This window comes from Nocardioides sp. (assembly GCF_047606145.1).
GTDB lineage: Bacteria > Actinomycetota > Actinomycetes > Propionibacteriales > Nocardioidaceae > Nocardioides.
In genome coordinates this window covers 1-18,462 of the sequence record NZ_JASGET010000157.1, presented here as the reverse complement: position 1 = coordinate 18,462, position 18,462 = coordinate 1, and the positions used below count along the sequence as shown (strand labels likewise).

Sequence of the window (18,462 nt, the reverse complement as noted above, 5' to 3'; positions counted from 1 at the left end):
AGTGTGAGTTCGAGGAACCCGCACACGTCGAGGGATGACGCGATGAGGAGTACCACGACCGCGACAACAGCGGTGATGGTCGCGCTGTCGAAGGGGTTCGCAAGCCATCACGACCATGCGAGCACTCGGCGTGGTTGTCGTGCTCCCAGTCTCGCGTCTCACCGATCCGCGGGGAGCCGCGGGACCCGTGCCCCGGTGCCGGTGGCCCGCTCGATCGCGTAGGCGAGCTGCAGCACGCCGAGGTCGTCGCCGGTGCGACCGACGATCTGCAGACCGACCGGCAGTCCGGCCGGGGTGAAGGCGAACGGGACGGACGCCGCGGGCATGCCGGTGGCCGAGATCCAGTAGCAGCCGCGCATCCAGTCCAGATAGGTCTCCTGGGGCTCCCCGGCGACGGTGAGCGGGTAGGACCGGTCACCCGGGAACGGCGTGACCGGCGAGACCAGGGTGACCAGGAACTCGGAGTCCTCCAGGAACTCGGCGAAGCGGTGGTAGAGCGCCGTACGCCGCCGGCCCGCGTCGATCAGGTCGGCCCCGGTCAGCGCCAGCCCGGCCCGGATGTTCCAGGCGGCCGCCTCACCGAACTCCTCGGGCCGCTCGCGGTAGAGGTCGCCGAGGGCGAGCGCGTACCACCACGAGCGCCAGGTGCGGAAGACGTCGTCGGCGTCGGTCAGATCCGGGTCGCGGTCGGCGACCGCGCAGCCCAGGTCGACCAGGACGCCCCGACCGGGAGCCATCGCCGCACGCACGTCGGTGTCGACGGCGAGTCCGCCCAGGTCCGGGCTCCAGGCCACCCGTACGCCGGCGAGCTCGCGCTCCAGGGAGCCGGTGAACTGCTCGGCCGGTCCCCAGCCCGCGAGCGGGGAGTGCCGATCCGGCTGGGCCAGCACCGAGAGATAGAGCGCCAGGTCCTCGACGGTGCGGGCCATCGGTCCGGTCACCGACTGGGTGAACCAGGCGTCGGCGGCCGGCCAGGCCGGCACCCGACCGATCGAGGGTCGCAGTCCGACCACGTTGCAGAAGCTGGCCGGGTTGCGCAACGAGCCGCCCATGTCCGAGCCGTCGGCCAGCGGCACCAGTCTGGCGGCGAGCGCCGCGGCGGCACCGCCGCTGCTGCCGCCCGCGGTCCGATCCGGCGCCCACGGGTTGCGGGTCAGCCCGAAGACCCGGTTGTCGGTGTGCGAGCCGGTGCCCCACTCCGGCGTGTTGGTCTTGCCGAGCATCACCGCACCGGCGTCGCGGGCCCGCCGCACCACGAGATGGTCGAGGGCGGGGACGTGGTCGGCGTACGCGGTGGAGCCGTAGGTCGTGCGTACGCCCGCGGTCTCCACCAGGTCCTTGTGCGCCACCGGCAGCCCGTGCAGCGGTCCGAGGACCCGGCCGTGGGTCAGCGCCTCGTCGCAGGCCAGCGCCCGCGCCTCGGCGATCTCGGGGGTCAGGGTGACGATCGCGTTGAGGCGCGGGTTGACCCGGTCGATGCGGGTGAGGTGCGCCGCCAGCACCTCCCGCGCGGAGACCTCCCGGGCGCGCAGCAGCCGGGAGAGCTCCGTCGCGGAGGCGTGGCAGAGGTCCTGCTCGCTCATCGACCGCTCAGGCGGGCGGGTAGCCGGTGGGGTCCTCGCCCAGATCCACGATCGCGGCGACCGGACCGCCGCCGTCGGGGCCCTGGTGCGCCGCGGAGACCGAGACGAACACGGCCGGGTCACCGGTGACGGCCGCGGTCACGCCGCCGACGCAGGACTTGATCTGGCGGTGCCAGTGCACGTCGGAGTCGTCGAGCATGGCGTTGCGCCGGCCACGCACCGCGCCGTCCTGGCTGACCTCGCACTTGAGGAAGACGTTGACCAGCCGGCCGCCGATGTCACGGGGATGGGGCCGGTCGGGCAGGTCGAGCCCCGCGTCCCGGATCGCCGCCCAGATGCCGTCGGCGTCCAGCGCATCGGTCATCACCGAGTGCCCGATCCGGTAGCGGCCGCCGATGCCGCGGGCGTTGCCGACCACCACCACCTGTGCCTGATCGAGCTCGACCCCCGAGGAGCAGGAGGCGACCGTCGAGTAGAGGTCGCGATCGTGCATCACCGCGTCGTCGGCGGGCATCTCGATCTCGCCGAGTGCGACCGCGACACCGAGACCGGTGGTGCCGTTGGAGAGGTCCATCGACTCGTGGGTGTGCTCGGTCCAGACCGTCTCGCCGCGGCTCTTGGCGTCGCGGATGGTGTGGATGGTGAGCAGCGGGGTCTTGGTCTGCACGTAGTGCACGTCGGCCGGGTCGGTGATGCCGGCCTCGGCCATCGCGTCCGTCACCGCGGCGGCGACCTTCTCGATCATGCCGCGCCGGCCGATCTCCTCGGGCAGGATCGGCTCGCTCATCGCGAAACCGACGGTCAGCCGAGGCTCGTCGGTCGCGACCGCGGACTCCGCGGGCACGGTGGCGAAGATGGTGGCGTGCGGGCTGATCACGCCGTCGGTGCCGCCGGACCAGACGATCGGGATCTGCTTGATCTCCGACATCGGCCGGGTGCCCGACCGGGCGAGCACCTCCCGGAAGGCTCGGTCGGCGATGATCCGGGTGTAGTCGTTGACGCCGCCGTTTCCCTCGGTCTTGCCGATGATGGCGATGACCCGGTCCGCCTCGAGGACGCCGTCGTCGATCAGCCGGGTGAGCTCGCTGGCGTCGGCGACCGAGTGGATCGGGACCTTGCGTACTTCGATGGGCTCGGGCACTGCTTCTCCTTGGGTCGAGGGGCTTCTTCGAGAGGGGTTCTTCGGCTGCGGCCGGCTCGGTCGGTTCAGCCGGCCGGCACCACGCGCGTGCCTGCGGTGCCGGTGACGGCGTCGGTGATCCGATCGAGCGAGGTGATGACGCCGATGCCGCCGCGCTCGGCGAACCGGGTGATCGCCTCGACCTTCGGACCCATCGAGCCGGCCGCGAAGGCCTCCCGGGCGGCCAGTTCGCGCATGGCCGGCGCGGTGAGAGTCCCGATCGGCTGCTGGGTCGGGGTCTGGTAGCCACGGATCACCGTGGCCACGTCGGTCGCGATGACCAGCAGGTCGGCGCCGATGTGGCCGGCGACCAGCGCGGCGGTGAGGTCCTTGTCGATGACCGCCTCGACACCCTCGAGCCGGCCGTCGGCGGTGCGCTGGGTGGGGATGCCACCGCCGCCGGAGCAGACCACCACGTAGCCGGCGGCCAGCAGGGTGTCGGCCGCCGCGGCGTCGAGACACTCCCGGGGCTCGGGGGAGGCGACCACCCGGCGCCATCCGCGGCCCGCGATCTCCACGAACTCCTGCCCGTGGTCGATCAACGGTTCGGCCTCGTCGCGGGTCAGGTAGCGCCCGATCGGCTTGGTGGGATGGGCGAACCCCGGGTCGTCGCGGTCGACCAGGGTGCGGGAGACCAGCACCGTCGTACGGCGATCGCTGCCGCGGGCGCCGAGCGCGTCGTCGAGTGCGTCGAGGATCGTCACGCCGATGGTGGCCTGGGTCGAGGCGTCGCACCAGTCCAGCGGGATCGGCGGGACCACCGTGGCGGCCAGCTCGTTCTTGCGCAACAGGTTGCCCACCTGCGGACCGTTGCCATGGGTGAGGAGCACCTCGTGGCCGGCGAGGACCAGGTCCGCGATCGGCTCGGCGGCGGCGCCGATGGCGGCGAGCTGATCCTCCACCCGGGCGCCGCCGTCCGGCGCCGTCATGGCGTTGCCGCCCAGCGCGATCACGATCCGCATGTCCAGGACACTAGGCCGGTGCCGTGCGACCGGCATGGGCAGAAGACGACAAGCGGATGCACTCGGCCGGGCGACTTGTGCCAACCCGGCGCGGCTCACGCCCAGTCGACCTCGGCGTGGTCGGCGCCGCCGGCGAGCCGGGCGTAGCCCGGGCCCCGGTCGAAGAAGGCATCCTGGTCGCGGTCGCTGCGGAGCTCGGCCCGGGCCGACTCGGTCGCGGCCGCATCGTAGGAGACCTCATCGAGCTCCACGGGGTCCTCGGTGGACCCCGTGCGGCCGTCGAGCCCGGTCAGCACGACGCCGTAGTCGGCCAGCGCGGCCGCGGGCGAGACCTTGCGCCAGCGCACGTCGCGGACGACGAGCTCGGGGTCGCGCTCCAGCGGGTCGCCCCACCCGCCACCGCCGGTGGTCCTGATCCGGATGAGCTCGCCGGCCCGGACGGGCTCGGCGTCGGCGAGCGCGTCCACCTCGCGCTCGTTCGGGCCGCCCGGATCGATGGTGACGCCGAACGGTCTGCCGGCCCTCCCGCCCCGCACCCCCCAGCAGGCCAGGATCGACCGGTCCGCGATCGACATGAAGCTGGCCGGTCGCAGCATCCGGATCAGCTTCTCGTAGCCGAGTCCGCCGCGGAACCGGCCGGGTCCGCCGGAGTCGATGGCCAGCCCGAGGCTCTCCACCAGGAACGGGAACCGGGACTCGGTGAACTCGGTGGGCAGGTTGCGCGAGTCGGGGACGACGTGGATGGTGTCCTCCCCGTCGGCGTAGTAACGCCCGCCCGAGCCGCCACCGAGCACCTCACGCATCAGGTAGGGCCGGCCGTCGTGGTCGGTACCGTAGACCCCGGTGTAGCGGATCGTCTCCTGGTCGGCCGGCATCCGACCGTCGACGGCCTTGGCGAGCACGCCGGCGAGCACGCCGAGCAGCCGCAGGATCACGAACGTGCGGGCGTTGGTCGGTGCCGGGAAGATCGGGGTGAGCAGCGTGCCGGGCTCGGGGAAACGCATCTCGATGAGCGGCACGATGCCCTCGTTGACGTCGAGCTCGGCCATCCGCTCGGGTGTCTCGGCCAGGTTGCGCAGGATCGGGGCGAGCCACTTCTTCAAGAAGACGCCGTCGGAGTAGTCGCCGCAGTGGTTGATCGGGCCCCTCGCCTGCGGTGAGGTGCCGTCGAAGTCCAGGATGAGCCGCTCGCCGTCGGCGTCGTCGGCGGCGGTCCGGGTCAGCGTGATCCGCTGGGTGTGCAGCCTGGGGTCGTCCACCCCGTCGTGCTCGGCGTAGTCCTCCCAGGTCCAGGTGCCGACCGGGATCTTGGCCAGGATCTCCCGCCGGTAGGTCGCGGTGGTCCGCGCCAGGATCGCGTCGAAGCAGGCCTCGACGGCCTCGACGCCGTACCGGTCGACGAGCGCGCCGAGCCGCTCGGCTCCCATCAGGCAGGCCGAGCACTCCGCGTCCAGGTCGGCGGCCAGAGACTCCGGCATCCGGGAGTTGCGGGTCATGATCGCCAGCGCCGACCGGTTGGGCACGCCCGCGTCCCAGAGCCTGATCGGCGGTACGGCGAGCCCCTCCTCGAAGACGCTGGTGGCCCGGCTCGGCATCGAGCCCGGTACGGCGCCGCCGATGTCGTCGTGGTGACCGAAGGCCTGGACGAAGGCGACCACCCGCGAGTCGTCGCCGGCGAAGACCGGGACCGTCACGCACAGATCGGGGAGATGGCCGATGCCGCCCTCGGAGAGATAGACGTCGTTGTGGAAGAAGACGTCGCCGGGGCGCATCGAGGTCAGCGGGAAGTCGCGCGCCACCGGGTGCACCAGGGCGCTGTAGGAGCGACCGGTGAGCTTGCGCAGCAGCCGGTCGTGGATGCCGGCCCGGAAGTCGTGCGCGTCCCGGATCATCGGGCTGCGCGAGGTGCGCGCGATGGCCGTCTCGACCTCCTGCTCGACCGAGGCGAGGCAGCCCTGGACGATCTCGACCAGCACCGGGTCGGCGCTCGCGCCCCCGTCGTCGGTCAGCATCCCGTAGGGGAACCGGGTGGGCACTCGGCGGCTCATCGGTCGCTCTCCTCGCGGGTGACGATCAGGTTGAGGTAGTCGTCGACGCGGGCGACGAAGCCGGGGTGCAGCGGCACGCATGCGCCGAACTCCTCGATGATCGCGGGCCCGGCGATCTCCTGGCCCGGGACGAGGTCCGGGCGCGGGAAGACCGGGGTCTCGAGATAGCCCCGGTCGGCGTCGAAGCAGACCGGGCGGGTCCCGGTCGGCGTCGCGTGGGGGGCCGAGGTCGACACCGGGGCGATCTCCGGTCGCCGGATCGGGCCGATCCCGGAGACGCGCAGATTGACCCACTCCACCTGCTGGGTCGCATCGGTGGCGAAGTCATAGCCGTAGAGCGCGCGATGCTCGGCGTGGAACCTGGCCGCGACCTCGTCCAGCAGGGACGTCTCGATCGGACCGGCCGGGACCGCCACCCGGACCTCGAAGGCCTGGCCGAAGTAGCGCAGGTCGGCGGTGCGGACGAAGCGGTGCCGCTCGGCGGTGAACCCCTCGGCGAGCAGCGCCGCCGCGGCTCGGCTCGTCAGGTCGTCGTACACCTCGGCGACCTCGGCCGGAGCCAGCGCCGCGTGCAACCGCACGTGGGTGAGCACGTAGTCGTTCTTCACGTCGACGGTGAGCAGTCCGAAGGCGGAGACGTTGCCCGGGTTCGGTGGCACCAGCACGGTGGGGATGTCGAGGATGTCGATGAGTCGGCAGAGCAGCAGCGAACCCGAGCCGCCGAAGGTGGTCAGGGCGAAGTCGCGTACGTCGAGACCGCGCTTCACGGTGAGCTGGCGCAGTGCGTTGGCCTGGTTCCAGGCGCTGATCTCCAGGATCCCGGCGGCGCAGGCCTCGGGGGAGAGGCCGAGGCGTGTGGCCAGTGCGTCGACGCCGGTCCGTGCCGCCGTCACGTCGAGCGGGATCTCGCCGCCGAGCAGGCGTGGAGGGATCCGGCCGAGGACGACGTGGGCGTCGGTGACGGTGACCTCGGTGCCGCCCTTGGCGTAGCAGAGTGGCCCGGGGTCGGCGCCGGCGGACTGCGGGCCGACCTTGAGGCTGCCCTCGGCCGAGAGCCAGGCGATCGATCCGCCGCCGGCGCCGACGGTGACCACGTCGATCATCGGGATCTTGCTGGGATATCCACCCACGCTGCCCTCGGTGGTGAGCGTCGGCTCGCCGTCGACGACGACCGTCACGTCGGTCGACGTGCCGCCTCCGTCGCAGGTGAGCACCTTGTCGAAGCCGGCGGACCGCGCGATCAGCGCCGCACCCAGGGCGCCGGCGGCCGGCCCGGAGAGGACGGTGGTGATGGGCTGGTGGACGACCTCGCCGGCGGAGAGTACGCCGCCGTTGGACTTCATCACGTAGAACGGGAGCCCCTCGCGGTACTCGGCCAGGCGAGTGGTGATGTTGCCGACGTACCGGGAGAGCCTCGGCTTCACCGCGGCGTCGACCAACGTCGTCATGGCGCGCTCGTACTCGCGGTACTCGCGCAGCACCTCGCTCGAGATCGAGACGATCGCGCTCGGGTGCTCCTCGGCCAGGATCTCCCGCATCCGCTCCTCGTGGGCGGGGTTGGCGTAGGCGTGCAGGAAGCAGACCCCGAGGGTGTCGATGCCGCGCTCGCGGAACCAGCGCGCCACCCGGCGGGCCCGGTGCTCGTCGAACGGGCGGAGCTCGGCGCCGGTGTGGTCGAGGCGGCCCTCGACGCCACGCACCAGATCCCGCGGGACGATCCGGTCGGGCTTCACCCAGAAGTAGGAGTTGCCGTATCCGTCGGGCACCGACTGGCGGGCGATCTCCAGCATCGCCTCGTAGCCGGCCGTGGTGATGAAGCCGAGCCGATCGACCTTGCCCTCCAGCAGCTGGTTGGTGGCCACGGTGGTGCCGTGGCTGACCGCGTCGATGGCGCCGGCCCGCTCGGTGGACGGCACCCGGGCCACGTCGAGGATCTTGGCGATCCCGGCCAGGAAGCCCTCGGCCGGGTCCGCGGGGGTGCTCGGCGTCTTGGTGGTCAGCAGGGCCCCGGTGCTCTGATCGAAGGCGACGACGTCGGTGAAGGTGCCGCCGGTGTCGATCCCGATCCGGATCGACCCGGGCGTGCGCGCGGGGGAGGACGTCTCGCTCATTCCGCCGCCTCCGTCGAGGAGGGGCGAGGGTACGGAGGCGGCGGCCTGAGGTCATGGGTCGCTCGCTGGCGCTCGCTCATTCCGCCGCCTCCGTCGAGGAGAGGCGAGGGTATCGAGGCGGCGGCCTGAGGCCGATGGTCGCTCGCTGAGGCTCGCTCATGCCGCCGATTCAACCGGCCCGGGTCCCGACCGGCTATGGCACCAACTGCCAGCCGATCGATCGGGAGTGGGCAGGATCTGCCAGCGGGTGCGCCGACCGTTCCGTCGCCCGTGGGGCCATGGGTCGACCGCTACCGACGTCGGCCCGCGACCGCCCCGAGCACCACCCCCAACGCCACCAGCCCGGCGCCGACCGCGACGCCGGAGAGGAACTCCCGTCCGCCACCGATGGTGCCGGGCCGGGCCGGGGCGGTGAACACGCCCGACGGGCCACCGGCGGGCGGCGATCCGGTGGACGGAGATCCGGCCGCCGACCCCTCGGACGATCGCTCGGACGGCCTGCCGGGCCCCTCGGCCAGCACCCGGTCGACGTTCGCGAAGAACTCCGCCGCCATCCGCCTGCTCACCGAGGCGAGCATCCGCTGCCCGACCCCGGCGATCATGCCGCCCACGACCGCGTCGGCGTCGTAGGAGACGGTGGTGGTGCCGTCCTCGGCGGCAGCGAAGGTCACCGCGACGTCGGTGGCGATGGTTCCCGGTGCACCGGAGCCCTGCGCCGACAGGATCAGCGAGTGATGCTCGTCGAGGTCGTGCAGCCGGCAGGAGCCGGCGTAGGTGCCCTTGATCGCGGCGACCCCGGCGGTGACGGTCATGTCGTAGGCGTTCTCCCCGGCCGCGACCAGGCGCTCGCAGCCGGGGATGGTGGCGACCAGCACCGCGGGGTCGAGAACGGCGGCCCAGGCCCGCTCCACGGGGGCGTGCAGGGTGGCGGATCCGGCGATCTTCATCGGGGTGGCTCCTCGCTGGTGGTCGGGTCCGTGTGCCGGCGGCGGAGCTCGAAGAGCTCCGACGGCGAGATCGGCATCGAGCGGATCGGGATCCGCTCCGCATCCTCGATGGCGGCGGCGAAGAGGGCGGCGGCCGGGATGACACCCGCCTCGCCGGCCCCCTTGATGCCGTGCGGGTTGAGCGGAGAGGGGGTCTCGAGATGGTCGAGCTCGATCCCGTCGGGGACCTCGGTGACATAGGGCATCAGGAAGTCCATGAACGAGGCGTTGAGCAGCTGCCCCGACTCGTCGTACTCCATCCGCTCGTAGAGCGCGCCGCCGACCCCTTGCGCCACGCCGCCGTGGATCTGTCCCTCGACGATCATCGGGTTGATCAGCGTGCCGCAGTCGTGCACCACCGCGTAGCGCAGGATCGTGATCTCGCAGGTGTCCTCGTCGATCTCGATCACCGCGGCGTGCATCCCGGCGGCGAAGGTGGAGCGCTCGGGGGAGTAGAAGTCGCGACCCTCCAGGCCGGGCTCGTCGTCCTCGGCCACCGGGGGCTTGCCGGGATCGCCGACGGTGAACTGGGTGGCCGCCTGGGACGCCTCGTCGAAGGCGTAGCGCAGCGGGTTGGAGAGCACCGCGACGGTGCCGAGCTCGATCCGGCTGGACGGCGAGCCCTTGACCCGGACGACGCCGTCGACGATCTCGAGGTCGTCGACATCCGCCTCCAGCGCCTCGGCGGCCAGCCGGAGCGCCTTGGCGCGCACCATCCGGGCGGTCAGCGCGACGGCGGACCCGCTCATCACCGCGGCCCGGGAGGCGAAGGTGCCGACGGCGTACGGCATCCGGCGGGTGTCGCCGGCGACCACCTCGACATCCTCGAAGCGCACGCCGAGCTCGTCGGCGACGATCTGCGCCAGGGCGGTCTGGTGGCCCTGCCCCTGCGAGGTCAGCCCGATCGCGACCTTGACCTTGCCGCTGGTCTCCACGCCGATGTGGGCGCCCTCGTAGGGACCGACGCCGGTGCCCTCGACATAGCAGGCGAGGCCGATGCCGACTCGCCTGCCTTCGGCCGCGCATGCGGCACGGAAGGTCTCGAAGTCGTCCCAGTCGATGAGCCTTTTGAGCTTGGCCAACAGTCCCGGGTAGTCGCCCGAGTCGTAGATCAGCGGCCGGCCGTCCTGGAAGATCAGGCCGTGGTCGTAGGGGAACTCGTCGGGCTGGATGAAGTTCACCGCGCGGACCTCGGCGCGGTCCTTGCCCAGGTGCTTCGCGATCGCGTCCATGGTGCGCTCCATCGCATAGACACCCTGGGGCCGGCCGGCGCCGCGATAGGGCGTCACGATCACGGTGTTGGTGTAGAGCGAGTCGAAGACGACCGAGTAGGCGCCCGGCTTGTACGGCCCGAGCAGCTGGGTGGAGGTGATGATCGGCACGATCAGCCCGTACGGCGTGTAGGCGCCGTTGTCGTGCCAGAACCGCACCGCGAGGCCGAGGACGCGACCGTCGTCGTCGAAGCCGACCTCGACGTGCTGGTCCTGGCCGCGCTCGTGGGCCGAGGAGATGAAGTGCTCGCGGCGGTCCTCGGTGAAGCGCACCGGCCGGCCGAGCGCGCGTGCGGCCAGCGGCACCAGCAGCTCCTCGGGCCAGGGGTGCACGATCTTGACCCCGAACCCTCCGCCCACGTCCGGGGTCATCACGTCGACCTGGGCGAGATCGAGCCCCAGCTTCGCGGCCACCGCCGCTCGGACCCCGGTGGAGGTCTGGGTCGAGGTCCACACCTGCAGCCGGTGCGCGTCGGTGTCCCACCGTGCCACCACCGCGCGGCCCTCCATCGGCATCGCGGCGCTGCGCTCGACGTGCAGGTCGAGTCCGAGCCGGTGCGGCGCCGCGGCGATGGCCGACTCGGCGTCCCCGACCCGTTGCTCCATCCGGGCCGCGAGGTTGCCGGGGACGTCGTCGTGCACCAGGTGCTCGGCGGCGCGGGCGGCGTCGATCCCGACCACCGGCGGCAGCACCTCGTAGGCGACCTCGATCCGCGACACCGCGTCCTCGGCGAGGTAGCGGTCCTCGGCGACGACGAAGGCGATCGCCTCGCCGACGTATCGGACGGTCTCCTTGGCCAGTGCGTACTGGGTGCGGCCGTGGGTGAGGGTGGGATGGGGGATCAGCAGCGGCAGCGGCTCCGCCATCGGCCCGGTGAGGTCGTCATAGGTGTAGACCGCGTGGATGCCCGCCACGTCGAGGACCCCGGAGACGTCGATGTCGACGATCCGGGCGTGGGCGTGCGGACTGCGCAGGACGGCGGTCTCCAGCGCGCCGGGCATGAGGTCGTCGGCGTACTGGCCCTGGCCGCGCAGCAGGCGCTCGTCCTCGACGCGCGGCACCTTCTCCCCGATCAGCTTGGTGGTCACGCGCCTGCCCCCGGCTCTGGGCCCGGCCCCGTGCCCGGCTCTGGGCCCGGCTCTGTCATGCCGAGCTCGGCCGCGCGGAGCACCGAGGCCACGATGTTCTGGTAGCCGGTGCAGCGGCACAGGTTCCCGGAGACCATCTCCTTGGCCTCCTCCCGGGTCGGGTTCGGATTCTCCCGCAAACCTGCGGCGATGGTGGTGAGGAATCCCGGTGTGCAGAAGCCGCACTGCAGCCCATGACACTCCTTGAAGGCCCGCTGCACCGGCCCGAGTGAGCCGTCGGCGTTGGCGAGTCCCTCCACGGTGGTGATCTCGGCCCCCTGCGCCGAGGCGGCCAGCAGCAGGCAGGCCCGCGCCGGCCGGCCGTCGAGGAGGACCGTGCAGGCGCCGCAGACGCCGTGCTCGCAGCCCACGTGGGTGCCGGTCAGCCGCAGGTCGTGACGGAGCACGTCGCTGAGCAGCCGGCGCGCCTCGACCTCGACGTCGTACGCCGTGCCGTTGACACTGAGCCGGAGGGCGAGCCTGCTCCGCGGGGAGGTCATCGGGTCCGCTCCGGGGTGCGGTCGATCGCGTCGTCGTAGGCGGCGCGGAGCACGCGTGCGGTCAGGGTGCGGGCCAGTTGCGCGCGGTAGTCGGCGGTGGCGTGGATGTCGTCGGCCGGGTCGAGCCGGGTCAACGCCAGCTCGCCGGCCGCGGCCAGCGCCCGATCGGCGGTCGCCTCGTCGAGCCGTACGCCGACCAGCGGCTCATCCAACTCGACGACCGTCGGCACCTCGCAGACCGACAGGTACCCGGCCCGGGCGGTCGCGACGGTGCCGTCCTGGCGCACCGAGACCGCCGCGGCGACCCCGCACAGGGCGTAGTCGCCGTGCCGGCGCGCCACCTCGTCGATGGCCACACCGGAGCCGGCGGGGAGCGCGGGGAACCACGCCGAGAGGGCCAGCTCGTCGGCGCGCACCGTCGAGGTCATCGGTCCGTCGAAGAGCTCCGCGGCCCCGATCTCGCGCTCGATCTCGCGCGGGGAGCTCCGGCCGTCCTCGACCGGGCCGGCCAGGGAGACGACCCGGACCGAGCCGCCCAGCAGGCGGAGCACCATCGGTATCTCGGCGGCCGGATCGGCGTGCACGATCGAACCGAGGGTGGTGCCGCGGTTGCGGATGGTCGGGTGCGCCACCAGCCGGAGCGCCCGGGACAGCAGTGGCTGGACCCGGGCGGCACCGGCGTGGACCAGCAGGTCGCTGTGTCGGACCAAGGCCCCGATCCGCACCCCGTGCTCGTCCGCCTCGATCCGGTCGAGCCCGGGAAGCGCGTTGATGTCGATCAGCACCTCCGGTGCGGCCAGGCGCATGGAGAGCAGCGGCAGCAGGCTCTGGCCGCCGGCGAGCACCTTCGCGTTCGACCCGCGCCTGCTCTCCGCGAGGAGGCCGAGGGCCTCCGCGAGGCTCTCCGGGCGGGCGAACGCGAACGGTGCGGGCTTCACAGGACCTTCGTGGCCTCTCCCGAGGTGGCGTCGGGTCGGCGGAGGTTCGCCACGTGGAAGTAGACGATGACCAGGATGGTGCCGAGCGCGATGCCGCTGAGCGAGAAGTCGTCGGTGAACTTCAGTGACAGGCCGCCGATGCCCGCGATGATGCCGGCCGCGAGGCCCACCATGTTGACCGGATTGCCGAAGTCCACCCTGTTCTCCACCCAGATCTTGGCGCCGACCAGGCCGATCATGCCGTAGAGCACCACGGTGATGCCGCCGAGGACGCCGCCGGGGGTCGCGTTGACGATGGCGCCGAACTTCGGGCACAGCCCCAGCAGGATCGCCACCACCGCGGCGACGTAGTAGGCCAGCGTGGAGTAGACCCGGGTGGCGCTCATCACCCCGATGTTCTCGGCGTACGTCGTGGTCGGCGACCCGCCGAAGGCGCTGGCGACCGCGGTGGCGATGCCGTCCGCGGCCAGCGCCCGGCCCATGTCGGCGTCCAGGTTGCGGCCGGTCATCTCGGCGACCGCCTTGACGTGGCCGGTGTTCTCCGCGATGAGCGCGATCACGCCGGGCAGCACCAACAGGATGAAGGTCAGCGAGAACGACGGCGCGTGGACGGCCGAGATGCCATGCTCGAGTTCGCCGTGGGGGAAGCCGAACCAGGAGGCGTCGCCGACCGCCGACCAGTCGACCCGGTCGTGCGTGGTGGCCTCGGCACCGGCGGCGCCGGAGGTGATCTGACCGAAGACGCCGTCGAAGAGCCAGGAGACGACGTAGCCGAAGATGAGGGCGAGGAAGACCGCGATCCGGGACCAGAAGCCGGGCAGCAGCGCGGTGGCGAGCACCATGAAGGTGGCCGTGAGCAGCCCCACCCACGGGTCGAGCGGCCAGTAGTTCTCGGCCACCACCGGCGCCAGGTTGAAGCCGATCAGCATGACCACCGCGCCGGTGACCGCCGGCGGCAGGATCGCGTGGATGAACCGTGGGCCGGCGTAGTGCACCGCCACGCCGACCAGGGCGAGCACGACGCCACAGATCAGGATCGCCCCGGTCACGTCGGCGGAGTCGCCGCCCTGCTCCCGGATCGCCGCGACACCGGCGACGAACGAGGCGCTGGTGCCCAGGTAGCTCGGGATCCGGTTCCGCACGATCAGCAGGAACATGATCGTGCAGATGCCGGAGAAGAGGATCGCCAGATTGGGGTCGAGCCCCATCACGACCGGGAAGACGAAGGTGGCGCCGAACATGGCCACCACGTGTTGGGCGCCGAGGCCGATGGTGCGCCCGTAGCTCAGTCGCTCGTCGGGCGCCACCGACGCGCCCGGGGGCGGCGTCTTGCCGCCGTAGACCTCTTTCCACCCGAACATCGACATCCCTGCACTCCTCGCCTGCGCTCGTCGCCCGCACCGATCGTTCCCAGGCACGCTGGTCGTGCCCTCCTCATGCCACCCCGCGCCAGCCCGTGCCGCCTCGTGCCGCCTCGTGCCGGGGCCGGCCGTGATTGGCCTGACGCTAGTGGGGCGGGTCACCGCCAGCATGGGCGAGAGATGCCAAACGAGCCACCCACCCGCTGGCAGGGCTTGCCAGCCGGCCGGCCGGGCGTGACGACGGGGTGTCGGCACGATGTCGCCCGATGCCGGCCGACGCTCGTGGAGGTCGGCGGACGTGGGGCCGCCGGATCGGGGTGGCCCTCCCGGTCACCACGGAACGTCGGCTCCCCGAACGTACCGATCAGGGCTGATGACGCAGCTCGAGCGCCTGCAGCGCGACCGCGATGTCGAGGCGGAGGGCGGGGTCGGTGGTGAAGGGACCGAGGATCGACTCGAGCTTGGTGATGCGATAGCGCATCGTGTTGTAGTGGAAGAACTGCTGGCGGGCGGCCTCGGCGACGTTGAGATTGGTGTCGAGCAGCACCTGCAGGGTGGTGCGCAGGTCGCCGGCCTCGCCGGAGTCCTCGGCGAGCGGGCCGAGGACATCGGCGACGAACGCGCGAACCTCGGCGAGGTCGGGGACCAGTGCGATCAGCCGATGTACGCCGAGGTCGTCGAACCAGGTGGTCGCCTTGCCGCCGACCAGACGCCGTCCGATCCGGGTGGCTCGTCGCGCCTGGTCGTAGGCGGCGGGCAGGTCCTGCACGCTCGGGGCGACCCGGCTGATCCCGACCGAGAACGGGCGTCGTCCGCCGCCCCGGTCGCCGGCGACCGCGGTGATCAGCTGGTCCACCTGCGCGCGCAGCTCGGCGGGTGCCCTCGGGGCCGGCAGCAGGCTGACCACCTCGGTGGAGAAGTCGACGGTCGGGATCGAGGAGTCCCGCGCGGTGCACACCTGGCGCCAGGCGGCCGCGAAGCGCTCCTGCCAGCTGCGCTGGGTGGTGGCGTCCACGGCGGGCTCCTCGGGGCCGAGCGGATCGACCTCGGCACAGATCACCACCGCCGGCCGGTCGAGATCCCAGCCGACCGTGCGCGCATGCTCCCTCACGAAGGTCGACTCGCCGGCGCGGCCGAGGAAGACGTCGCGCAGGAAGTCTCCGCGGTACTTGTTCTCGATCAGGGTCACCGAGCGCTGTCTGGTCAGCAGCAGCGCCATCACGATCGCGGTGCGCTCGAGGGCCTGGACGTCGTCGTGGCCGAGCCGCCGGCCGGGGCTGAGGCAGACCAGCCTGGCCAGGTCGGTGCCGCCGGCCGGGATGGCCAGGACCCGGGCCTCGCCACCGTCGCCGTACGCGCAGGACGGGCTCATCCGCTCGACCCGGATCCGGCCGGTCTCGTCGGTGAGTCCGGTGGCGGCGAGGCGGGCACGCTCGGCGTCGGCCCGATCGGCATCCCCTCGCCCGGCGTGCGTCTCCGGGCGGCTCGGCTGCCGACCGGGCACCTCTCGATCATCCGTCTCCCGACTCTCTCGGCCGCCCAGGGTGCCGCCGCTCTCCCGGCCGTCGGTGGTGGTCACCAGCACCTCGACCCCGAGCGCCTCCGCCACCTCGGTCGCGATCCGGTCGATGTCGGCGCCGCTGAGCACCAGGCGAGACAGGGTGGTGTGCAGCGAGTCCGCCCGCGCCAGGGAGTCGACGTGGGCGTGCCGGAGCCGGCCATACGCCTGGCCGACCAGCTCGTCGAGCGAGAGGTCACCGGGCAGGGCGAGCAGCGGGAAGTCGAGCTCGTCGGCCGCGGCGATCGCCTCGCTGTCGAACCGGTCGAGATACCGCCCCAGGCTGAGCGCGAGGCCGGCCCGGCCATGCTGGTGCAGGGTGCGGATCAGCGTCGCCAGGCTGGGCGCGGAGTCGTCCTCCGGCACTCCCGCCACCAGCGGGTAGCCGGAGGTCAGCACGAGCTCGCCGCTGCGCCGTACGGTCGCGGCCCGCGGCTCGTCGAGTACGGCGACCGAGACGACCGCCCGGCCCAGTCCGGCCGCACCGGCGGCGACGCGGGCCTGGGCCAGGGCCGGCAGAGACAGCAGCTCGGTCAGCGGCAGTGCCGGCGCGGTTGGCAAGTGTTCATCCTGATCCGCGCCAATGTTGGCAACTGTCACCATTCGGTGAGGCTATCGCAGGTCACTAGCCTCCCCCTATGGCTCACCGCGTCGACGTCCCCGCGGCGGCATCGCCCTGGGTGCGCGACCTGATGGCCGGGCCGGAGCGGCCGGCGCGGGTGGTGCATGTGGGTCTCGAAGCCCTCTATGTGGCGGTCCGGACCCCTCGAGGCGAGCGATGCGTGGGCGTGCTCGCCGCCCGGGCACACGGCGTGCCGTGCGGGCTGCGCACCAGGCTGCCCGGGTTCGCTCCGGGACTCGCCGCGGGCGACCCGGCGGTGGTCGGCGATGGTGCGCTCCGGGCCGGGGAGTACGTCGTCCGGATCACCCGAGTGATCGGTGTCGGCGTGCCGCGGTTCGACGGTGACGGGGTGGCGCTCGTCGCCCTGATCGGTGCCGCCCCCGGCGTCGCCGCGGTCCGGGCCGAGGTCGGTGGGATGCGCCCGGAGGTCGACGACTGGCGGCTGATCGTCGGCCGCGGCTCCGGACTCACCCCGGCCGGCGACGACCTGCTCTGCGGCTACCTGGCCGCCCGCCGGGCGGTGGGAGCCCCGGTGGTCGACGAGCTCGCGCCGGACCTGCTGGCCCGGACCACCACCCTGTCGGCCACCCTGCTGGAGCGCGCCGCCGCGGGGGACGTGCTCGACGAGTTCGCGGCGTTGATCCGCGCCGCGAACACCACCCGCACGACCTCGGCACACGCGGTCCCCGCGGCGCTCGAGGCGCTCCTCGGGATCGGCCACACCTCGGGCGCGGCTCTGGCGCTGGGACTGGCGTCGGGACTGGCGCTCGCCGTCGGCCCCGCTCCGGGGGTCCTCTCGGCCGCCGCCGCAGCCGGCTCGGCGCACAGGGCGGACATGGCGCAGATGACACGCACGGAAGGAACGCGTCGGTGACGTTCATCCATACCGAGCTGCGCCCCGGCGCGTACGCCGACTCGGTGAGCCTGCTCCAGGTCAGCCGCGACGTGGCGGCCGCCCGGGGAGTGGAGGCGGCGCAGGTGGCGATGGCCACCCCGCTGAACCTCGACGTGCTCGCCCAGATGGGCTTCGACCTGCCGTCATCGGCGTCGAACGACATGGTCGTCGCGCTGCGGCTGGTCGACGAGTCGGCGCTGCCGGGTGCACTGGCGGCGGTCGAGGCGGCACTGGCCTCGGTCCGCACCCGCGGTTCGGCGGAGTCGGGCTCGGTGACGGTCCCGCCGTACACCACCGGCTCCGCGCTCCGCCGGACCGCGGCCCGGCCCGGTCCGGCGCTGATCTCGGTGCCCGGCGCCAGCGCGTTCGTCGAGGCGGTCGATGCCCTGGAGGCGGGGGTCGACGTGATGGTGTTCAGCGACAACATCCCGCTTCACCAGGAGGTCCGGCTCAAGGAGATCGCGAACGACGGCGGGCTGCTGGTGATGGGACCCGACTGCGGCACCGCGGTCCTCGGCGGGGTGGGACTCGGCTTCGCCAACGTGGTGGCCCCCGGGCCGGTCGGCATCGTCGCCGCCTCCGGCACCGGCTGCCAGCAACTGCTCGCGTTGCTGGACGCCGCCGGGGTCGGCGTGGGTGCGGCCCTCGGCGTCGGGGGCCGTGACCTGTCGGCCGAGGTCGGTGCGATCTCCACCCGGACCGCCCTGGCGCGCCTGGACGCCGACCCCGCCATCGAGCGGATCGTGCTGGTCTCCAAGCCCCCGGCCCCCGAGGTCGCCGCCGCCGTCGGAGAGTACGCCGAGCGACTCGACACTCCGGTCGACCTCGCCCTGCTCGGCGCCGGTGGCTCCGACCTGACGGCGGCCGCCAGTGCCGTCCTCGCCGGGCTGGACCGGCCGGTGCCGCGGTGGCCGACCTGGGGAGAGCGCGCGACGCCGGGCGGCGGCCAGTACCTGCGCGGCCTCTTCGTCGGCGGCACGCTGTGCGACGAGGCGATGCTGCTCGCCGCCCGCCACCTCGGCCCGATCCTGTCCAACATCCCGCTCTCGCCGGGCCACGCCCTGGATCACCTGTTGGGTCCGACGCTGACCGGCCCCGGACACACCATGGTCGACTTCGGCGACGACGCACTCACCCGGGGACGGGCCCATCCGATGATCGACCCGGGGCTGCGCCTGGAGCACCTGGCCCGGGCGGCGGCGGACCGGAGCACCGCGGTGATCCTGCTCGACCTGGTGCTCGGGCACGGCGCGGAGCCGGACCCGGCCGGGACACTGGCGCCGGCCATCGCCGCGGCCCGCGCGACCCGCGCCGCGGAG

At 72.7% G+C, this 18,462-nt stretch carries 13 protein-coding genes; 2 read left to right on the top strand and 11 right to left on the bottom strand.

The genetic code is table 11. The features are described from left to right. Window positions 1–158: 158 nt before the first annotated feature. The 11 genes from QM638_RS21710 to QM638_RS21660 form a co-directional block, all read right to left on the bottom strand. Window positions 159–1,583 carry an amidase gene (locus QM638_RS21710; protein ID WP_415145531.1) on the bottom strand — a complete coding sequence of 475 codons (1,425 nt, stop codon included), beginning with the start codon at window positions 1,581–1,583 and terminating at the stop codon, window positions 159–161. A gap of 7 nt (window positions 1,584–1,590) precedes the next feature. Continuing rightward, window positions 1,591–2,724 carry a ring-opening amidohydrolase gene (locus tag QM638_RS21705; RefSeq protein WP_415145528.1) on the bottom strand — a complete coding sequence of 378 codons (1,134 nt, stop codon included), beginning with the start codon at window positions 2,722–2,724 and terminating at the stop codon, window positions 1,591–1,593. Between the two features lie 65 nt (window positions 2,725–2,789). After that, the gene (locus QM638_RS21700) at window positions 2,790–3,725 is read right to left on the bottom strand and encodes a carbamate kinase (RefSeq protein ID WP_415145526.1); all 936 of its coding nucleotides are present in this window, start codon (window positions 3,723–3,725) and stop codon (window positions 2,790–2,792) included. 95 nt (window positions 3,726–3,820) lie between these two features. Beyond that, complete coding sequence (locus tag QM638_RS21695) at window positions 3,821–5,773, bottom strand: hydantoinase B/oxoprolinase family protein (protein WP_415145524.1); 1,953 nt, start codon at window positions 5,771–5,773, stop codon at window positions 3,821–3,823. After that, entirely contained in the window at window positions 5,770–7,884 is a 2,115-nt protein-coding gene (locus QM638_RS21690; RefSeq protein ID WP_415145522.1) for a hydantoinase/oxoprolinase family protein, read from the bottom strand. Before QM638_RS21690 ends, QM638_RS21695 begins: the two co-directional genes overlap by 4 nt. A 290-nt stretch (window positions 7,885–8,174) precedes the next feature. Further along, the gene (locus QM638_RS21685) at window positions 8,175–8,831 is read right to left on the bottom strand and encodes an SRPBCC family protein (RefSeq protein ID WP_415145520.1); all 657 of its coding nucleotides are present in this window, start codon (window positions 8,829–8,831) and stop codon (window positions 8,175–8,177) included. Then, the gene (cutA, locus tag QM638_RS21680) at window positions 8,828–11,230 is read right to left on the bottom strand and encodes an aerobic carbon-monoxide dehydrogenase large subunit (RefSeq protein WP_415145518.1); all 2,403 of its coding nucleotides are present in this window, start codon (window positions 11,228–11,230) and stop codon (window positions 8,828–8,830) included. The genes QM638_RS21685 and cutA overlap by 4 nt, the downstream gene beginning before the upstream one ends. Further along, window positions 11,227–11,769: a (2Fe-2S)-binding protein gene (locus QM638_RS21675; RefSeq protein WP_415145516.1), complete on the bottom strand. Its 543-nt coding sequence runs from the start codon at window positions 11,767–11,769 to the stop codon at window positions 11,227–11,229. Before QM638_RS21675 ends, cutA begins: the two co-directional genes overlap by 4 nt. After that, on the bottom strand, window positions 11,766–12,707 hold the full coding sequence (locus tag QM638_RS21670; protein WP_415145514.1) for an FAD binding domain-containing protein: 942 nt from the start codon (window positions 12,705–12,707) through the stop codon (window positions 11,766–11,768). Before QM638_RS21670 ends, QM638_RS21675 begins: the two co-directional genes overlap by 4 nt. Then, entirely contained in the window at window positions 12,704–14,074 is a 1,371-nt protein-coding gene (locus QM638_RS21665) for a uracil-xanthine permease family protein (RefSeq protein WP_415145512.1), read from the bottom strand. The genes QM638_RS21670 and QM638_RS21665 overlap by 4 nt, the downstream gene beginning before the upstream one ends. Before the next feature lie 358 nt (window positions 14,075–14,432). Beyond that, on the bottom strand, window positions 14,433–16,187 hold the full coding sequence (locus QM638_RS21660; protein ID WP_415145510.1) for a PucR family transcriptional regulator ligand-binding domain-containing protein: 1,755 nt from the start codon (window positions 16,185–16,187) through the stop codon (window positions 14,433–14,435). Window positions 16,188–16,264: 77 nt separating this feature from the next. On the opposite strand from QM638_RS21660, the gene QM638_RS21655 reads away from it, so the two are divergent. After that, complete coding sequence (locus QM638_RS21655) at window positions 16,265–17,122, top strand: DUF2877 domain-containing protein (protein WP_415145508.1); 858 nt, start codon at window positions 16,265–16,267, stop codon at window positions 17,120–17,122. Then, the coding region (locus QM638_RS21650; protein ID WP_415145507.1) for an FdrA family protein at window positions 17,119–18,462 on the top strand (1,344 nt) is incomplete at its 3' end. The genes QM638_RS21655 and QM638_RS21650, both read left to right, overlap by 4 nt.